16 protein-coding genes and 1 riboswitch are annotated in these 15,456 nt (G+C 73.6%); of the genes, 7 read left to right on the plus strand and 9 right to left on the minus strand.

The window, feature by feature from the left end:
• Nucleotides 1-481 precede the first annotated feature (481 nt).
• Entirely contained in the window at nt 482-1,357 is an 876-nt protein-coding gene (locus AAH991_RS10965; RefSeq protein WP_346225652.1) for a L,D-transpeptidase family protein, read from the minus strand.
• Nucleotides 1,358-1,482: 125 nt separating this feature from the next.
• Here AAH991_RS10965 and AAH991_RS10970 point away from each other — a divergent pair, with 125 nt between their 5' ends.
• Nucleotides 1,483-1,959, plus strand: coding sequence for a YbaK/EbsC family protein (locus AAH991_RS10970; RefSeq protein ID WP_346225653.1), 477 nt, complete (start codon nt 1,483-1,485; stop codon nt 1,957-1,959).
• Between the two features lie 44 nt (nt 1,960-2,003).
• The gene (locus AAH991_RS10975) at nt 2,004-2,576 is read left to right on the plus strand and encodes a GNAT family N-acetyltransferase (RefSeq protein ID WP_346225654.1); all 573 of its coding nucleotides are present in this window, start codon (nt 2,004-2,006) and stop codon (nt 2,574-2,576) included.
• Between the two features lie 14 nt (nt 2,577-2,590).
• On the opposite strand, the gene metF is transcribed toward AAH991_RS10975, so the two are convergent.
• Nucleotides 2,591-3,520, minus strand: coding sequence for a methylenetetrahydrofolate reductase [NAD(P)H] (gene metF / locus AAH991_RS10980; protein WP_346225655.1), 930 nt, complete (start codon nt 3,518-3,520; stop codon nt 2,591-2,593).
• Nucleotides 3,521-3,660: 140 nt separating this feature from the next.
• Between metF and AAH991_RS10985 the strand changes: the two genes are divergently transcribed.
• On the plus strand, nt 3,661-4,728 hold the full coding sequence (locus AAH991_RS10985) for a polyprenyl synthetase family protein (RefSeq protein ID WP_346225656.1): 1,068 nt from the start codon (nt 3,661-3,663) through the stop codon (nt 4,726-4,728).
• Between the two features lie 83 nt (nt 4,729-4,811).
• Here AAH991_RS10985 and thiE read toward each other — a convergent pair whose 3' ends face one another.
• Genes thiE through AAH991_RS11000 form a run of 3 tightly spaced genes read right to left on the minus strand, consistent with a single transcriptional unit; the run spans nt 4,812 to nt 7,090 of the window.
• A complete protein-coding gene (gene thiE, locus AAH991_RS10990) occupies nt 4,812-5,465 on the minus strand; it encodes a thiamine phosphate synthase (RefSeq protein ID WP_346225657.1) in 654 nt (217 codons plus the stop codon).
• Nucleotides 5,466-5,493: 28 nt separating this feature from the next.
• Nucleotides 5,494-5,868 (minus strand): Rv2175c family DNA-binding protein, encoded by a 375-nt coding sequence (locus AAH991_RS10995; RefSeq protein WP_346225658.1) that lies wholly within the window; start codon nt 5,866-5,868, stop codon nt 5,494-5,496.
• Between the two features lie 43 nt (nt 5,869-5,911).
• Entirely contained in the window at nt 5,912-7,090 is a 1,179-nt protein-coding gene (locus tag AAH991_RS11000; protein WP_346225659.1) for an NAD(P)/FAD-dependent oxidoreductase, read from the minus strand.
• Nucleotides 7,091-7,317: 227 nt separating this feature from the next.
• Nucleotides 7,318-7,428, plus strand: a riboswitch (TPP riboswitch).
• Between AAH991_RS11000 and thiO the strand changes: the two genes are divergently transcribed.
• The 4 genes from thiO to pknB all read left to right on the plus strand — a co-directional run bounded on the left by thiO (nt 7,419) and on the right by pknB (nt 11,698).
• Nucleotides 7,419-8,531, plus strand: coding sequence for a glycine oxidase ThiO (gene thiO / locus AAH991_RS11005; RefSeq protein ID WP_346225660.1), 1,113 nt, complete (start codon nt 7,419-7,421; stop codon nt 8,529-8,531). It overlaps the preceding riboswitch by 10 nt.
• On the plus strand, nt 8,528-8,728 hold the full coding sequence (thiS, locus tag AAH991_RS11010; RefSeq protein ID WP_346225661.1) for a sulfur carrier protein ThiS: 201 nt from the start codon (nt 8,528-8,530) through the stop codon (nt 8,726-8,728). Before thiO ends, thiS begins: the two co-directional genes overlap by 4 nt.
• Nucleotides 8,725-9,495, plus strand: a complete 771-nt coding sequence (locus AAH991_RS11015; protein WP_346225662.1) for a thiazole synthase — start codon at nt 8,725-8,727, stop codon at nt 9,493-9,495. The genes thiS and AAH991_RS11015 overlap by 4 nt, the downstream gene beginning before the upstream one ends.
• 193 nt (nt 9,496-9,688) lie before the next feature.
• Nucleotides 9,689-11,698 carry a Stk1 family PASTA domain-containing Ser/Thr kinase gene (pknB, locus tag AAH991_RS11020; RefSeq protein WP_346225663.1) on the plus strand — a complete coding sequence of 670 codons (2,010 nt, stop codon included), beginning with the start codon at nt 9,689-9,691 and terminating at the stop codon, nt 11,696-11,698.
• Between the two features lie 79 nt (nt 11,699-11,777).
• Here pknB and AAH991_RS11025 read toward each other — a convergent pair whose 3' ends face one another.
• Genes AAH991_RS11025 through AAH991_RS11040 form a run of 4 tightly spaced genes read right to left on the minus strand, consistent with a single transcriptional unit; the run spans nt 11,778 to nt 15,442 of the window.
• Nucleotides 11,778-11,966 carry a helix-turn-helix domain-containing protein gene (locus AAH991_RS11025; protein WP_346225664.1) on the minus strand — a complete coding sequence of 63 codons (189 nt, stop codon included), beginning with the start codon at nt 11,964-11,966 and terminating at the stop codon, nt 11,778-11,780.
• Between the two features lie 20 nt (nt 11,967-11,986).
• The gene (alc, locus tag AAH991_RS11030) at nt 11,987-12,952 is read right to left on the minus strand and encodes an allantoicase (protein ID WP_346225665.1); all 966 of its coding nucleotides are present in this window, start codon (nt 12,950-12,952) and stop codon (nt 11,987-11,989) included.
• Nucleotides 12,949-14,262, minus strand: coding sequence for an allantoinase AllB (gene allB / locus AAH991_RS11035; protein WP_346225666.1), 1,314 nt, complete (start codon nt 14,260-14,262; stop codon nt 12,949-12,951). The genes alc and allB overlap by 4 nt, the downstream gene beginning before the upstream one ends.
• A 10-nt stretch (nt 14,263-14,272) precedes the next feature.
• Nucleotides 14,273-15,442: a glycerate kinase gene (locus AAH991_RS11040; protein ID WP_346225667.1), complete on the minus strand. Its 1,170-nt coding sequence runs from the start codon at nt 15,440-15,442 to the stop codon at nt 14,273-14,275.
• Between the last annotated feature and the right edge of the window lie 14 nt (nt 15,443-15,456).

The raw sequence follows: 15,456 nt of genomic DNA on the forward strand, positions 1-15,456 counted from the left end.
TGGCGTCCGCGAGGTGTGCCAGAACCGCCTGCGAGAGCCGGGGCCCGCTCTTCTGATCGTCGTTCTGCTCAGTCATGCCCGCCTCCTTGAGTCGTGGCACTCCGGCGAAGGTCGCCGGTGACCTCACAGTCGCAGATCGCACCGACAATTTCGCCGGCCGGGAGATCCCGTGAACCGCTCGAGATCGCCCGACGCTTTCTCAGGCTCCCGTGGGCGGCCGGACGAGGAGCTTCCCCTCTCCCCGTCCGGCCCACGCCGCGGGCCGTGCCGCATCCGTCTCCGCCGACGACGAAGGCACGAATCCAACGGGGTGGGCGCGAGCCGCGAGTCCCACGCCCACTCCATCGAACATAGATTCGATCATGTCCACTGTCAAGGCTGTCAACGAATACGTGTTCGAGGAGTGCGACGCAAACGCGGGCACGAGACGACGGAAGGGCCCCGCGCGACCACCTCGCGCGGGGCCCCTCCGGGGATGGCGTCAGCGCCTGAAGGCGCCCCTGACGTGCACCGGGACGCCCTTGCCGAGCATGCCCGGCAGGACCTCGGCCACGTTCATGGGCAGCCGCACGCAGCCGTGCGACGCCGGGTACAGCGGCACCGACAGCGCGCCGTGCAGCGCGATGCCGCCGTTAAAGAAGATCGGGTTGTAGAGCTGCCCGAGGTAGGACCGGTGCCAGCCCTTGACCCGCCAGGTGGTCTTGTAGTCGCCGGTCGGCGTGCGGGCGCTGCCGGAGAACCGCTGCCGCCTGCCGTTCCAGGTGGCGTACTCGGTGTAGGGGATGCCGCTGCCGCTGGAGATGTGGCTGATCATCACCGGCGCGCCGCCCCGGTACAGAACCATCACCTGTTTGGTCAGGTCCACCTCGACGCGGGCCGGCTTGCCCCGGGGCACCAGGACCCTGGGCGCGCGGGGGTTCTCCAGCGCCCTCCAGGTGCGGGCGGCGATCGTGCTGGTCGGCTTGATCCCCTGAACCTTCTGGAACGCCCAGACCGCCGTCAGAGTGGTCCCGCCGTACCGGCCGTCGGCCGAGCCGGGCATGTACCCGAGCTCCTTGAGCCGGGACTGCAGCGCCTTCACGGCCGAGCCCTTGGCGCCGAGCTTGAGCGTCTTGCCCGGCGCGGTGAACGGCGGGTAGGCGGCGCGCCCGGGCACGGCGGCCCGCGCCGGGAGCGCCGGGAACGCCGGAAGCGCTGACGGCACGGTGCTCGATGACAGCACGGTGCTCGTGGTCACCGTTCCCGCGGGCGCGGTGGTGCGCGCCTGCGCCGTGCCGGTGACGCCGGTCGCCGCGAACGTCACGGCCCCCACCGCGACGAGCGTGGCCGCGGCCAGTCGCCGTCGACCCCTCATCATGACCAACCCCTCATAAGCCCGATTCTCGATCAAAGGACCCACCTTACGATCCGATTGTGAGCCGCGTGATCATAAGTGGCCACAATCGGCGGCGTATGTCCTCGCAATCCGTTTAGAGTGACCGCGTGGCAGAAAAGTTGCATCCGAACGTCGTCCGAGTTCAAGAGGCCCTGCGGGCCCACGAGGTGGCGGGCGAGGTCGTCGTGCTGGACGAGGCCGCCCCGACGGCCGCCACGGCGGCGGCCCGGCTCGGCTGCGAGGTGGGCGCGATCGCCAACAGCCTGATCTTCGACGCGGACGGCGCGCCGCTGCTGGTGCTGACCAGCGGCGCCCACCGCGTGAACACCGATCTGATCGCGCGGCTGGTCGGCGCGGCGAAGGTGCGGCGGGCCACGCCGGAGTTCGTCCGCGAGCACACCGGGCAGCCCATCGGCGGCGTCGCCCCGGTCGGGCACCCCGCGCCCGTACGGACACTGGTGGACACCTGGCTGGGCAAGCACGACGTGGTGTGGGCCGCCGCGGGGCACCCCCACACCGTCTTCCCCACGTCCTACGAGGAGTTGCTGCGCATCACCGGGGGCACGGCCGCCGAGGTGGAGTGACGCCTGCCGGACCGGCCCGGCGACGTTTTGCTAAGGTGCGACGAGTGATCCAACTGCGACGCGTGGGGCCCGACCGGTTCAGGGCGGTGCTGGACACCGTGCTGGAGATTTACACGGTCGCCATGCGCCCGCCGTCGGACCAGCTCGCGGGGCGCATGGCGATCATGCGTAACCACTCCACCTATCCCGACTTCGACTGCGTGCTCGCCGAGGACGCGCAGGCGCCCGGCGGCGTCGCCGCCTTCGCGTACGGTTTCCACGGCGGCCGCGGGCAGTGGTGGCACGACGTCGTACGCGGGGCGCTGCAGGACCGGGCCGGGCCGGTCGTGGCGGAGGACTGGTTCGGCGACGCCCTGGAGATCGCCGAGATCCACGTGCGCCCCGAATACCAGGGCCGGGGCATCGGCCGGCGTCTGATCCACACGCTGTGCGAGGGCCGCCCGGAGCGCACCGCAGTGCTCTCGACGCACGACGCCCCCACGGTGGCCCGGCATCTGTACCGGGACGTCGGGTTCGCCGACCTGATGACCCGGTTCGTCTTCCCCGGCGGGTACGAGGAGTACGTCATCGCCGGGGTGCGGCTGCCGCTGCCCGAGCGCGCGGCCCGCGAGGGCTGAACGGGCCGGCCGGCTCAGCCGGCGACGGCGGCGGGCACGCTGTGCAGCGCCTGGAACACCTCGCGGGTCGCGCTCGACCGGTTGAAGGTGATGAAGTGGATGCCGGGCGCGCCCTCGTCGAGCAGCTTCTGGCACAGCTCGACGGCGTGCTCGATCCCGAGGCGGCGGACCGCGGCCGGGTCGTCGGCGACGGCCTCGAACCGCTCGGCCACCTCGGGCGGGAACGGCGCGCCGGACAGCTGCTCCGACCGGGCGATCGTGCTCATCTGCGTGACGGGCATGATGCCGGGGATGATCGGGGTGTCGCACCCCTGGGCCGCCACGCGGTCGCGCAGCCGCAGGTAGTCCTCCGCCCGGAAGAACATCTGAGTGATCGCGTAGTCGGCGCCGGCCCGGCACTTCTGCACGAAATACTTGGTGTCCGACTCGATGCTCGCCGACCTGGGGTGCTTGTAGGGGAAGGCGGCCACCCCGACGCAGAAGTCGCCCGACTGGCGGATCAGCCGCACCAGCTCCTCGGCGTACAGCACGCCCTCCGGGTGCTTGACCCACTCGTCCAGGGGGTTGCCCCCGCGCGGGTCGCCGCGTACGGCGAGGATGTTGCGCACGCCCGCGTCGGCGAACCGGCCGACGAGGTGGCGCAGCTCGCGGATCGAGTGGTCGACCGCGGTGAAGTGGGCGACGGGGGTCAGCGTCGTCTCGTGCGCCAGCCGCTCGACGATGTCCACCGTGCGGTCGCGGGTCGAGCCGCCGGCGCCGTAGGTCACGGAGACGAACGTCGGCCGCAGCGCCTCGAGCTCGCGGATGGCCCGCCACAGCTGGCGCTCCCCCTCGTCGGTCTTCGGCGGCATGAACTCGAACGAGAACGAGCGCTCGCCCGCGGCCAGCAGTTCGCGGACCGTCGGGACGCGATCAGGAAGCCGCGAGGGCAGACCGAGAGCCATACAGGAGAGGTTACAGCGCCGCTCTTTTCCTGATGGTCGCAGTCTTGCTATGTGGACGTTTTCCCTTACTGGGGGAGTTAACCCACTTGAAGGGGGATCTGGTGATGGGTGTCCGGATCAACCCCGGTTAGTCTCAGAGCATGACCGCTTCCGCCGTCTCGCTCGATTCCATCCGTACGGAGGTGGACCGCGCACTCCGGGAGTTCCTCGACCGGCAGCGACCACACTTCGGTGACCCGCAACTGGCCGCCCTGCTGACCGCCGCGGAGGACTTCCTGGCCGGCGGCAAACGGCTGCGCCCCGCCTTCTGCCACTGGGGGTGGCGGGCCGCGGGCGGCGGCGACGACCCGGGGCTGCACTCCGCGGCCGCCTCGCTGGAACTGCTGCAGGCGAGCGCGCTCGTCCACGACGACGTCATGGACGCCAGCGACGTGCGCCGGGGCATGCCGTCCGCTCATCGCCGGTTCGAACGGATGCACACCGAGGCGGGCTGGCACGGCTCCGCGCGGCAGTTCGGCGAGGGCTCGGCCGTGCTGCTGGGGAACCTGCTGCTGGTGTGGTCCGGGGAGATGTGGCGCACCTGCGGCCTGGCGCCCGAGGCGCTCGCCGCCGCCCAGCCGGTGCACGACCACATGCTCACCGAGCTGATGTGCGGGCAGTATCTCGACCTGCTCGAACAGGCGCAGGGCGAGAGCACCTACGACAGCGCGCTGCGGGTGGCCCTCTACAAGAGCGGCAAGTACTCGGTCGAGCAGCCGCTCCGGCTCGGGCTCGTCCTCGCCGCCCGGGCCCGGCACGCGTGGATCGACCGGCTCTGCGTGCAGTACGGCCAGCAGGTGGGCATCGCCTTCCAGCTCCGCGACGACATCCTCGGCGTGTTCGGCGACCCGGCGGAGACCGGCAAGCCCGCCGGCGACGACCTTCGTGAGGGCAAGCGAACCGTCCTGATCGCGCGCGCGCTCGACTCGGCCACCCCCGCCCAGGCGGCGGTCGTGCGGTCTCTTCTCGGCGACCCCGGGCTGGACGCCGAGGGCGTCGGGCGGCTGCGCGCGGTGATCGAGGAGACCGGCGCGCTGACCGCGTGCGAGGGCATGATCAAGCGCTACCTCGACGACGCGCTGCACGCCCTGGACCACGCGCCGATCGAGGAGGAGGCCCGCGCCGCGCTGGCCGCCCTCGCCGTCGCCGCCACATCCCGCCGCACCTGACGGAACTCGCCCCCGGGCGCCGCGCCCCGTCGCACCTGACGGGACGCGGCGCGCGGGCGGCTCAGTGGCGGCTCAGTGGCGGCTCAGAGCGGGACGGCGGACAGCCGGGCCTTGAGCGCGGCGGCGGCGGCGCCGGGGTCGTCGGCCTCGGTGACGGCCCGGACGACCACGGCCCGGCGCACGCCGTGCGCCATCACCTCGTCGAGGTTGCCCAGGTCGATGCCGCCGATGCCGAACCACGGCCGGTCGGCGCCCAGGCGTGCGGCGTGTTCCAGCAGCGCGGGGCCCGGCGCGGGCCGGCCGGGTTTGGTGGGCGTGGGCCAGATCGGCCCGCAGCAGAAGTAGTCCACCCCGGGCTCCACGGCGGCGGCCGACGCCTCCGCCGCCGAGTGCGTGGACCTGCCGATGAGCACGCCGGAGCCGAGGATCTCCCGGGCCACCGGGACCGGGAGGTCGTCCTGCCCGAGGTGCAGGATGTCGGGCCGGGCGGCGAAGGCGACGTCCGCCCGGTCGTTGACCGCCAGCAGCGCGCCGTGCCTGTCGCACGCCGCGCGGAAGACCTCGAGCAGGTCCAGCTCCTCGCGCGCCTCCAGGCCCTTCTCCCTGAGCTGGACGATGTCCACTCCGTTGGACAGGACCGCGTCGAGGAACTTCTCCAGGTCGCCGCGGTCCCTCCTGCCGTCCGTGCAGAGATAGAGCCTGGCCTGCGCGAGCCGCTGTCGCCGGGTGTCAATCACCCGACCACAATGCCATGCGGCCGTACGGTCAGAAACCCAGGGCCTGGGCCCTGCGCTTGACCTCGGTGTGCCGGCCCTTCACGATCGCGTCGATCGGGGACCCCGGCAGCGAGTCGTCCGGGGTGAACAGCCACCGGATCGACTCCACCTCGTCGTAGCCCGCGTCGGCCAGGAGCGTCAGCGTGCCGGGCAGGCCCTTGAGCACGTCGCCGCCGGCGATGAACACCGCGGGGATCTGCGGCTCGCCCCCGCCCCTGCGGACGCCGGCGAGCTTCTTGTCCTTGAGGAGTTGCTTGGCGCGGCCCATGCTGAGCCCCAGCCTCTTGGCGGCCTCCGAGAGGGGGAGCCACTCCCCTACGAGCTGGTCGGTCTCCCGGTCGATCTGCGCAACAGTAAGCGTCACGGATCCACCATTACCACAGGCGGGCCGCCGGGAAACACCTCGATTACGTCATAATGCAGTCGCGGAGCGGGACGGCCGGATCGGCCACCCGCCGGGGGTCGAGCCGCTGGCCGCCCTCGACGATCCTGCGGCCCTGCACCACGTCGCGCGGCCGGTCCACGGTGAGCACCGCGGCGAGCCTGTCCTCGGCCGTCAGCCAGCACACCGCCCACTTCGCGTCCGTACGCGGGTCGCCGCGCAGCAGCACACGGTCACCGGCCTCCCGGTGCCCGGCGAACTGCACCATGTGGCCGAACTGCTCGGACCAGAAGTACGGCACGGGGTCGTAGACCGCCTCCTCGCCCAGGAGGGTGGCGACGGCCGTGTCGGGGGCCTGGAGCGCGGTGTCCCAGTGCTCGACCCGCAGGCGGGTGCGGAACCTGCGCGACCACCAGTTGGCGCAGTCGCCCACCGCGACCACGTTGGACAGCGACGTGCGCAGGTGCTCGTCGACCACCACCCCGTCGTCGAGCCGGACGGCCGAGCCCTTCAGCCAGTCGACGGCGGGCCGCACCCCGACCCCGGTGACGACCACGTCCGCCGGCACCCGGGCGCCGGAGATGAGCGTGAGGCCGTCGGCGTCCACGGTGCCGACCATCGCCCCGAGGCGCAGCTCGACGCCCGCCCGCGCGTACCAGCCGATGGTGTGGCTGCCGACTTCGGGGCCGAGCGCCACGGCGAGCGGGCTCTCCCCCGCCTCGACGACGGTCACCGCGCACCCGGCCCGGGCCGCGGCGGTGGCGACCTCCGCGCCGATCCAGCCCGCCCCGACCACCGCCACGCGGGCGCCGGGGACCAGCCGCTCGCGCAGCGCGAGCGCGTCCTCGATGGTGCGCAGCACGTGCTGGCGGCCCTCGCCGCGCAGGCGGATCGGGGCCGCGCCGGTGGCGATGACCAGGCCGTCGTACTCCAGCTCGCCCTCGGTCGTCTCCAGCACGCCGTCGCGCAGACCCTTGGCCGCCGTGCCGAGGCACAGCCGTACGTCGAGGGCGTCGAGGTCGGAGTCGACCACCGTGGAGTCGGTGCCTCCGAGCAGCACCGCCTTCGACAGCGGCGGCCGGTCATAGGGGCGATGGTGTTCCTCGCCGATGAGCGTGATGCGCCCGGTGAATCCACGGGCCCTCAACGCCTCGATGCTTCGCACGCCGGCCAGGCCGGCACCCACCACCACGACGTGATCCACAGTTTGACCATAGATTGTCAGCGGGGGGCCTGGCCAACGGCCCCCTCATAACGAGTTGGGCAAGTAGCGCGCACTTCCGCGGGGGCCCTCGTTGTGAAGAAGTCCCTCACTCCACCGACGGCGCGCGTCCGGATGCCCGCCCGTGCGGCGCGGGTCCTCCGCCGATCGTGCGACGGCGGGCGGCCTCCGGCGATCGGCCATGACGGGCGGCGTACTACGCTGGTGCACGTAAGACGCGCGGGAGCCCGGCGGACCGGGCTGAGAGGAGAGCGCGAGGCTCTCGACCGCCCCGACCTGATCCGGGTAATGCCGGCGAAGGGAGCGCGGTGTGCCCCCCACATACGACGTCGTGATCGCCGGCGGCGGCGTGGCCGGCCTGGCCGCGGCCTGGCGCACGGTCCGCCGCGGCCTGTCGGTGGCGGTGGCGGACCCCGCGCCCGGCGGCGGCGCCACCCACGCGTCCGCGGGGATGCTCGCGCCGGTCAGCGAGGTGACCTACACGGAGGAGCCGCTGCTGCGGCTCGGCCTCGCGTCGCTGGCCGCCTGGCCGGGGTTCCGCGCCGAACTCGAGGACGAGAGCGGCGTCGAGCTGGACTACCGGACCGAGGGCACGCTCGAGGTCGCCCGCGGCGCGGACGACATGGCCTACCTGGACGACCTGGCGGCGTTCGAGCGGACGCTCGGCCTTCGGGTCGAGCGGCTCACCGGGCGCGAGTGCCGCTCTTTCGAGCCGATGCTCGCCCCCTCCGTACGCGGCGGGCTGCTGGCCCGCGACGACGCCTGGGTCAACCCGCGCAGGGTCGTGCGGGCCCTGCTCACCGCGTTCGAGAAGGCGGGCGGCACGCTGGTCGCCGGGCGCGTGTCCGGGATCGACGCCTCCGCGACGGGCGGCCCGTCCGTACGGCTGACGTCCGGCGAGGCCGTCGCGGCGGGCCAGGTCGTCGTGGCGGCCGGATCGTGGTCGGCGTCCCTGCTGCCCGGCCTGCCGGTACGCCCGGTCAAGGGTGAGATCCTCCGGCTTCGCGGGCCCGAGGGGTTCCTCACGCGGTGCGTCCGGGGGCTGGTGCACGGCTCCCCCGCCTACCTGGTGCCCCGGGGCGACGGGGAGATCACGCTGGGCGCCACGGTGCAGGAACTGGGGTACGACGCGCGGGTCACCGCCGGCGGCGTGTACGAGCTGCTGCGCGACGCCCGCGAGCTGGTGCCCGGCATCACCGAGCTCGAACTGGCCGAGACCACGGTCGGCTTCCGCCCGGGCACGCCCGACAACCTGCCGCTCATCGGCCCCGCCGGACCGCCCGGCGTGTTCGCGGCGACGGGGCACGGCCGCAACGGCGTGCTGCTGTCCCCGATCACCGCCGACGCCGTCGCGGCGCTCCTCACCGGCGACGAGCCACCCCCGGTCACCGGGGCCTGCGATCCAGGGAGATTCAGCGAGTGAAAGTCACGATCAACGGAGGCACGGCCGAGCTGCCCGTCGGCGCCACGGTCGGCGACGCCGTACGCACCCTCACGTCCCTCACGTCCGGGGTCGCGGTGGCCCTGAACGGCGAGGTGGTGAGCCGGAGCGCGTGGGACTCCACTGCGGTGGCCGACGGCGACGGCGTCGAGGTGCTGACGGCGGTGCAGGGAGGATGAGCATGACCGAGGACGTCTTCGTGCTGGGCGGGGAGAAGTTCACCTCGCGGCTCATCATGGGCACCGGCGGCGCGCCGTCGCTGGAGGTGCTCGACCAGGCGCTGGAGGCCTCCGGCACCGAGCTGACGACCGTCGCGATGCGCAGGCTCGACCCGGCGTCGCGCGGTTCGGTGCTGGACGTGCTGCGCGCCCGCGGCGTCAAGGTGCTGCCGAACACGGCGGGGTGCTTCACGGCCGGGGAGGCCGTGCTGACCGCCCGCCTGGCGCGTGAGGCCCTGGAGACCGACTGGGTCAAGCTGGAGGTCATCGCCGACGAGCGCACCCTGCTGCCCGATCCGATCGAGACCTTCGACGCCGCCGAGCGGCTGGTCGCCGACGGCTTCGTCGTGCTGCCGTACATCGGCGACGATCCGGCGCTGGCGCGCAGGCTCCAGGACGCGGGGTGCGCGGCGGTGATGCCGCTCGGCGCCCCCATCGGCTCCGGGCTGGGCATCCGCAACCCGCACAGCATCGAGCTGATCGTCGAGGCCGCCACGGTCCCGGTGATCCTCGACGCCGGCATCGGCACGGCCAGCGACGCCGCGCTGGCGATGGAGCTGGGCTGCGACGCCGTGCTGCTGGCCAGCGCCGTGACGCGGGCGCACCGGCCGGACCTGATGGCGGCGGCCATGCGGCAGGCGGTCACGGCCGGACGGCTGGCCCGGCTCGCGGGACGCATCCCCCGCCGCCGCTACGCCGAGGCGTCCTCCCCCGGCCGCCCGTCCTGAGGACGCCGAAGCGTGTGTCCCACCCGCCCGGCGTGCTGCCGCCGGCGGGCGGACAGGCGCGGGAATCCACGTCTGGTAAGCCCGGTTTTCGGATTCGGCACGGCTTTTCGGACGGCGCGGTAGGCTGCCGAATCGGTCTCGGTTTGGGATTCGGGAACACGCCCGGCGGCAAATCACCCGTAAACTCTGGCGAGTGGACACGACGCTGACCGACCCGCTCGTGGGGCAGTTGCTCGACGGGCGCTACCGCGTCGAGTCCCGGATCGCCCGGGGTGGCATGGCCTCCGTATACCTGGCTCTGGACGTCCGGCTCGACCGCACGGTGGCCGTCAAGGTGATGCACCGCTCGCTGGCCGAGGACCCGCAGTTCGTGCGGCGGTTCATCGGCGAGGCCAAGTCGGTGGCGAGCCTTTCTCACCCGAACATCGTGCAGGTCTTCGACCAGGGCACGGACGGGGCGAACGTCTACCTGTCGATGGAGTACGTCCCCGGCAGGACGCTGCGCGACGTGCTGCGCCGCCGCGGTCACCTGCCGGCGCGCGAGGCGCTGGAGATGGTCATCCCGGTGCTCGCCGCCCTTGGCGCGGCCCACCAGGCGGGGCTCATCCACCGGGACGTCAAGCCGGAGAACGTGCTGCTCGCCGACGACGGCCGGGTGAAGGTCGTGGACTTCGGCCTGGCCCGCGCGATCGAGGCGACCAACCAGACCAAGACCGGCATGATGATCGGCACGATCGGCTACATGTCGCCCGAGCAGGTCACGACCGGCACCGCCGACGCCCGCAGCGACGTGTACGCCGCCGGGATCATGCTGTTCGAGCTGCTCACCGGGCGGCAGCCGTACGCGGGCGAGACGCCGATGTCGATCGCCTACCGGCACGTGCACGAGACCGTCCCCGTGCCGTCCTCGATCGTGCCCGACGTGCCGCCGGCGATCGACGCGCTCGTCGCAGCGGCCACCGACAAGGACCCCGCGGCGCGCCCGGTGGACGCGACCGCCATGCTCGTCGCGGCCGTCGAGATCCACCGCACGCTCCCGCGGACGGGGCACACCGGCGCGCACGCCACCCCTCACGGCGCCCACGACAGCGGCGCCTTCACCGGCGCCCACAGCGGCGTACGGACGGGCGCGCACCGGACCCTCCCGCCGCCCGGCGGGGCCTCGCCGTTCGGCACGTCGCAGCACGGGCGCCCGGAGGCCGAGCCGCCGGTCGGGCAGACGATGATCCAGCCGCGGTCGGAGCTGCTGACCGGCGCCGGCGAGACGGGCCGGCGGCGGCGGGCCAGGGTCAGGCCCGTGTGGTTCCTCGCCGCGCTGGCCCTCGTCATGGTCGCGGGCGTCGCCTTCACCGGCTGGTGGTTCTCCCAGGGACGCTACACGACCGTGCCCGACCTGGTGAACCAGAACATCACGGTCGCCAGGCAGGAGGCTCAGAAGGCCGGCTTCGAGGTGCGGATCGGCAAGGCGAGGTTCGACGACAAGGTGCCGAAGGACATCGTCCTCGACACCGAGCCCGGCGCGGGCGCCGAGGTGGTCAAGGGCGCCGTCCTCACCCTGATCCCGTCGGCCGGCCCGGAGACGATTCCCGTGCCGAAGGTCGAGGGCCTCAGCCTGGCCGACGCCCGGGCGAAGATCGCCGAGGTCGGGCTGACCCCCGGCCGGGTCAGCAAGAGCGCGAGCGACACCATCCCCCGCGACCAGGTCATCCGCACCAACCCGCCGGTGGGCAAGCGCGTGAAGAAGCGCGGCGTGGTCAACTTCGTCGTCAGCGCGGGACTGCTGATGCCGGACGTCACGCAGATGATGCGCGACCAGGCGGAGAAGATCCTGCGCGACAAGGGCTTCAACGTCCAGATCGACGAGACCACCGACGACGCCCCGCCGGGCACGGTGATCGCCCAGGACCCGTCCGGCGGCGCCGAGGTGGTGGCCGGGGCGACCGTCCACCTGACGGCCTCGCGCGGCCCGGACCAGGGCTTCCGCTGGCCGTGGGAGACCGACCCCGCCGACCCCGGCCAGACTCCGCCCACCGTCGTCAACGTGCCCAACGTGATGTTCAAGTCCGTCCACGACGCGGTGAACGAGCTGAAGGCGGCCGGTTTCAAGGTCAACGTCCGCAAGGTGGTGGGCACCGACCGCGTGGTCGGTGAGAAGCCGCTCGGTCAGCAGCCGCCGGGCAGCACGATCACCATCTGGCACTGACGCTTCCGCCCGACCGCCGGTCGCCCACGGCCACCGCTCGTGGCCGTCGGCACGCCACCCGGGCGGAGCCCGACAGCCGTCAGGCGGCGTCGGGGCCGGCGCCCCTGAGGATGTAGAGGTCGTCGCCGAACACCGCGCAGATCTGAATCCTCCCACCCAGCGCCTGCACATAACGGGCTATGGCCTCGACGGTGGACACCTCATCACGCTCGATCTGGGAGACGCGGCTCTTGGTGACGCCCATCAGATCGGCGAGGCCGGCCGTCACGTCCGCCAGTCGAGCAGGGCTCAGGGGGTGAGGGTGCCGAGGAGGCGGAGGCGGGCGAGGCCGCCGTCGGGGTAGATGTCGAGCCGGGCGTGGGTGACCCTGCGGTCGCCGTCGAGGCGGAAGCGGTGGCGGGTGTCGGGCTGCAGGCGGGTCCTGGGCAGCAGCGGGAACCAGGCGTCCCCGTCCTCCGGCGGCGGCCGGTCCGCGTCCGCGCCCTTGAGGGACGCCCAGCCGGGGGCGTTGAAGATCAGGTTGGTCGTGTCGATCTCGGCGACGGCCACCCGGCCCGGCCCGGCGAGGGCGACCACGAGCCAGTCGTTGCCGCCGTCGCGGCGGCGCGCGGTCTCCCAGCCCTCGGACTGGTCGCGGGCCAGGCCGGGCGCGAGGACGTTGTTCGGCGAGGAGTAGAACTCGTCGGAGCAGGCCGTGACCAGGCCGCCGTTCTCCAGCGCGGCGAGGTCGACGGTGAGGCCCTCCAGGAACGCGCGGTCGGGCACGACCCGCCCGTGGACCCGCAGCCGCGCGACGCCGCCGTCGGGGAAGATGTTCAGCCGCACATGGGTGAAGCGGCGGGGATCGGTCACGGCGAACTCGTGGACCGCGTCGCCCTTCAGCGGGCTCTTCGGCACGATCTCCACCCAGCCGTCCAGCTCGTCCGGTGAGGGGTGCCCCTCGGCCGCGCACGCCTCGACCGACGCGTACGGCGGGTAGTTGCCGCGGAACCACGCGGTGTCCACCACCACGCCCCGGATGACTCCCGGCAGGCCGAGCCGGACGATCGCCCAGTCGTGGCCGGGTTCGCGCCGCCGCCGGGTCTCCCAGCCGTCGTAGACCTGGCCCTTGGCGCCGAAGGTGTGCGGCCGGAACTCGGCCGGTCCCGGCCTGATCAGGGCCTCCCGTTCGGCGAACGACTCGTCGCTGGCGGCCACGACCGACCCGCCGTACGTGCGCAGGGCGAGGTCGGGCAGGCGGGTGAAACCGGTCATCGTGCTCCTCGGGTCAGCAGCCGGCCGCGCGGGGCGGCGAAGTCGACGGGCACGCCGCGCAGCCAGGTGGTGCGCACCACGCCCGCGAGCCGCGCGCCGTGGTAGGGGGACACCGGGTTGCGGTGGTGGAGCGCCGTCACGTCGACGGTGAACTCCGCGCCGGGGTCGAAGGCGACCAGGTCGGCGTCATTGCCCACGCGGATCGCCCCCTTGCGCGGCAGACCGGCCAGGCGGGCCGGCCCCCCGGCCATCCAGCGCGCCACGTCGGCCAGGCCGTGCCCCCGGACGCGGGCCGCGGTCCACACGGCGGGCAGGCCGACCTGGAGCGAGGAGATCCCGCCCCAGGCCGCGGCGAAGTCGGGCACCTTGAGGTCGGGCGTCGACGGGGAGTGGTCGGAGACGATCCCCATGAGCACCCCCTCGGCGAGCGCCCGCCACAGCGCGTCGCGGTTGGCGGCCTCCCGGATCGGCGGGCAGCACTTGTAGGCGGGCCCGGTGACCTGCTCCGCCGCCAGGGTCAGGTAGTGGGGGCAGGTCTCGGCGGTGACGCGCACCCCCGCCGCCTGGGCCGCGCGCAGCGGCTCGACGCAGGCGGCGGCCGACACGTGCACGATGTGCGCCCGCGCGCCGGTCTCCGCCGCGAGGGCGATCACCTGCTCGACGGCCCCGCGCTCGGCCTCCTGCGGGCGCGAGATGAGGAAGTCGTCGTACGCCGGGCCGCGGGGGTCGGACAGCAGGCCGGGGTCCTCGGCGTGCGCGATCAGCAGGCCGTCGAAGGCCGCCACCTCGGCCAGCGCGGCCCGCAGCCCTTCGCGGTCGAGCGCCGGGAACTCCTCCACCCCGGACGGCGACAGGAAGCATTTGACGCCGGCCACGCCGGCCTCGTGCAGGGGCCGCAGGTCGGCGAGGTTGCCGGGGATCGCACCACCCCAGAAGGCGACGTCCACGTGGCACCGCCCCTCGGCGGCCTTCCGCTTGACCTCCAGCGCCGCCACGTCCACGGTCGGGGGCAGCGAGTTGAGCGGCATGTCCACGATGGTGGTCACGCCCCCGGCCGCCGCCGCTTTGGTGGCGGTCGCGAAGCCCTCCCAGTGGGTGCGGCCGGGCTCGTTGACGTGCACGTGGGAGTCGACCAGCCCGGGCAGCAGCGGCAGCTCGCCGAGGTCGGCGGACTCCTCCGCCGCCGGCGGCTCGTCGTAGGGGCACAGGGCGGCGATCACACCGCCGCGTACGGCGACCGCGAGCGGGCGCTCCCCCTCCGGGGTCACGGTCCGCCGGGACCTCACCACCAGGTCGTACGGTTGCCCCACGCGCCACTCCTCATGTCGTGAGATGCCGGGCGGCGATGCGCGCCGCGAGCTTCTCCAGCAGCGGCCCGGCCTCGGCCATGCAGCGGCTCGCGTCGGGCTCGATGTCGGTCAGCGCGTACGCCGCCTCGATGCCGGCCGCCCGCAACTCGTCGTCGCCCACCGACCGCCGGCCGCAGACCGCGACGACCGGTACGCCGTGCTTGGCCGCGGCCGCCGCGACGCCCACCGGGGCCTTGCCGCGCAGCGTCTGCTCGTCGATGGAGCCCTCGCCGGTGACGACCAGCCGGGCGCCCTCGGCGTGCCGGTCGAACTCCACGAGGTCCAGCAGGTAGCCGATGCCCGGCCGGATCTCGGCGTCGAGGAACGTCAGCGCGCCGAAGCCCACTCCGCCCGCGGCCCCGGCCCCCGGTCGCCCGGCCACGCCCATCGCGCGGACCACGCCGTCGTGCTCGGCGGCGCCGGCGAGGCCGTGGGTGTGCGCGGCCACGGCCGCCAGCCGGGCCAGCCCGGCCTCCAGCACGGCCACGTCCCGCGGGCTCGCCCCCTTCTGCGGGCCGTACACCGCCGCCGCGCCGTACGGCCCGAGCAGCGGGTTGTCGACGTCGCTCGCGACGATCACCTCGAACCCGCGCAGGCGGCCGGAGGCGTCGATCGCGTGCAGGTCGCGCAGCGCGGCGCCGCCCGGCGGCAGGTCGTTCCCGGCCGCGTCGAGCAGCCGTACGCCGAGGGCCTGGGCCATCCCCGCGCCGCCGTCGGTGCAGGCGCTGCCGCCGAGGCCGAGCACCACGCGGGTCGCGCCATGGCGTACGGCGTGGGCGACGAGCTCACCGGTGCCGCGGCTGGTGGCGGTCAGCGGCGCAGGGTCCGCCGGTAGCCTGCGCAGGCCGGACGCCTCGGCCAGTTCGATCACGGCGACCCGTGCGCCGGGCTCGTCGCGTACGGCGTAGCTCGCGGTGACCGGCCGGCCGACGGGCCCGGTCACCTCCGTCTCCACCCGGGTGAAGCCGCTCGCCACGACCGCGTCGACGGTGCCGTCGCCCCCGTCGGCCACCGGGAGCTCGACGACGGGCACGTCACTCGATCCCGGAGAACGCAGACCGGCGGCCACGCGCGCGGCCACCTCGGGCGCGGTGAGCGACCCGCGAAACTTGTCCGCCGCGATGACGACGTGCTCTGTCATACCCTGCTCCCTCG

The sequence above is a fragment of the Microbispora sp. ZYX-F-249 genome (genome assembly GCF_039649665.1).
Classification (GTDB): Bacteria; Actinomycetota; Actinomycetes; order Streptosporangiales; family Streptosporangiaceae; genus Microbispora; species Microbispora maris.

Bases quoted from the DNA above. Each gene is read 5' to 3' on its own strand.
- AAH991_RS10965 (WP_346225652.1), bottom strand. From the start codon at position 1,357: ATGATGAGGGGTCGACGGCGACTGGCCGCGGCCACGCTCGTCGCGGTG.
- metF (WP_346225655.1), bottom strand. From the start codon at position 3,520: ATGGCTCTCGGTCTGCCCTCGCGGCTTCCTGATCGCGTCCCGACGGTC.
- AAH991_RS10985 (WP_346225656.1), top strand. From the start codon at position 3,661: ATGACCGCTTCCGCCGTCTCGCTCGATTCCATCCGTACGGAGGTGGAC.
- AAH991_RS11015 (WP_346225662.1), top strand. From the start codon at position 8,725: ATGAGCATGACCGAGGACGTCTTCGTGCTGGGCGGGGAGAAGTTCACC.
- alc (WP_346225665.1), bottom strand. From the start codon at position 12,952: ATGACCGGTTTCACCCGCCTGCCCGACCTCGCCCTGCGCACGTACGGC.
- AAH991_RS11040 (WP_346225667.1), bottom strand. From the start codon at position 15,442: ATGACAGAGCACGTCGTCATCGCGGCGGACAAGTTTCGCGGGTCGCTC.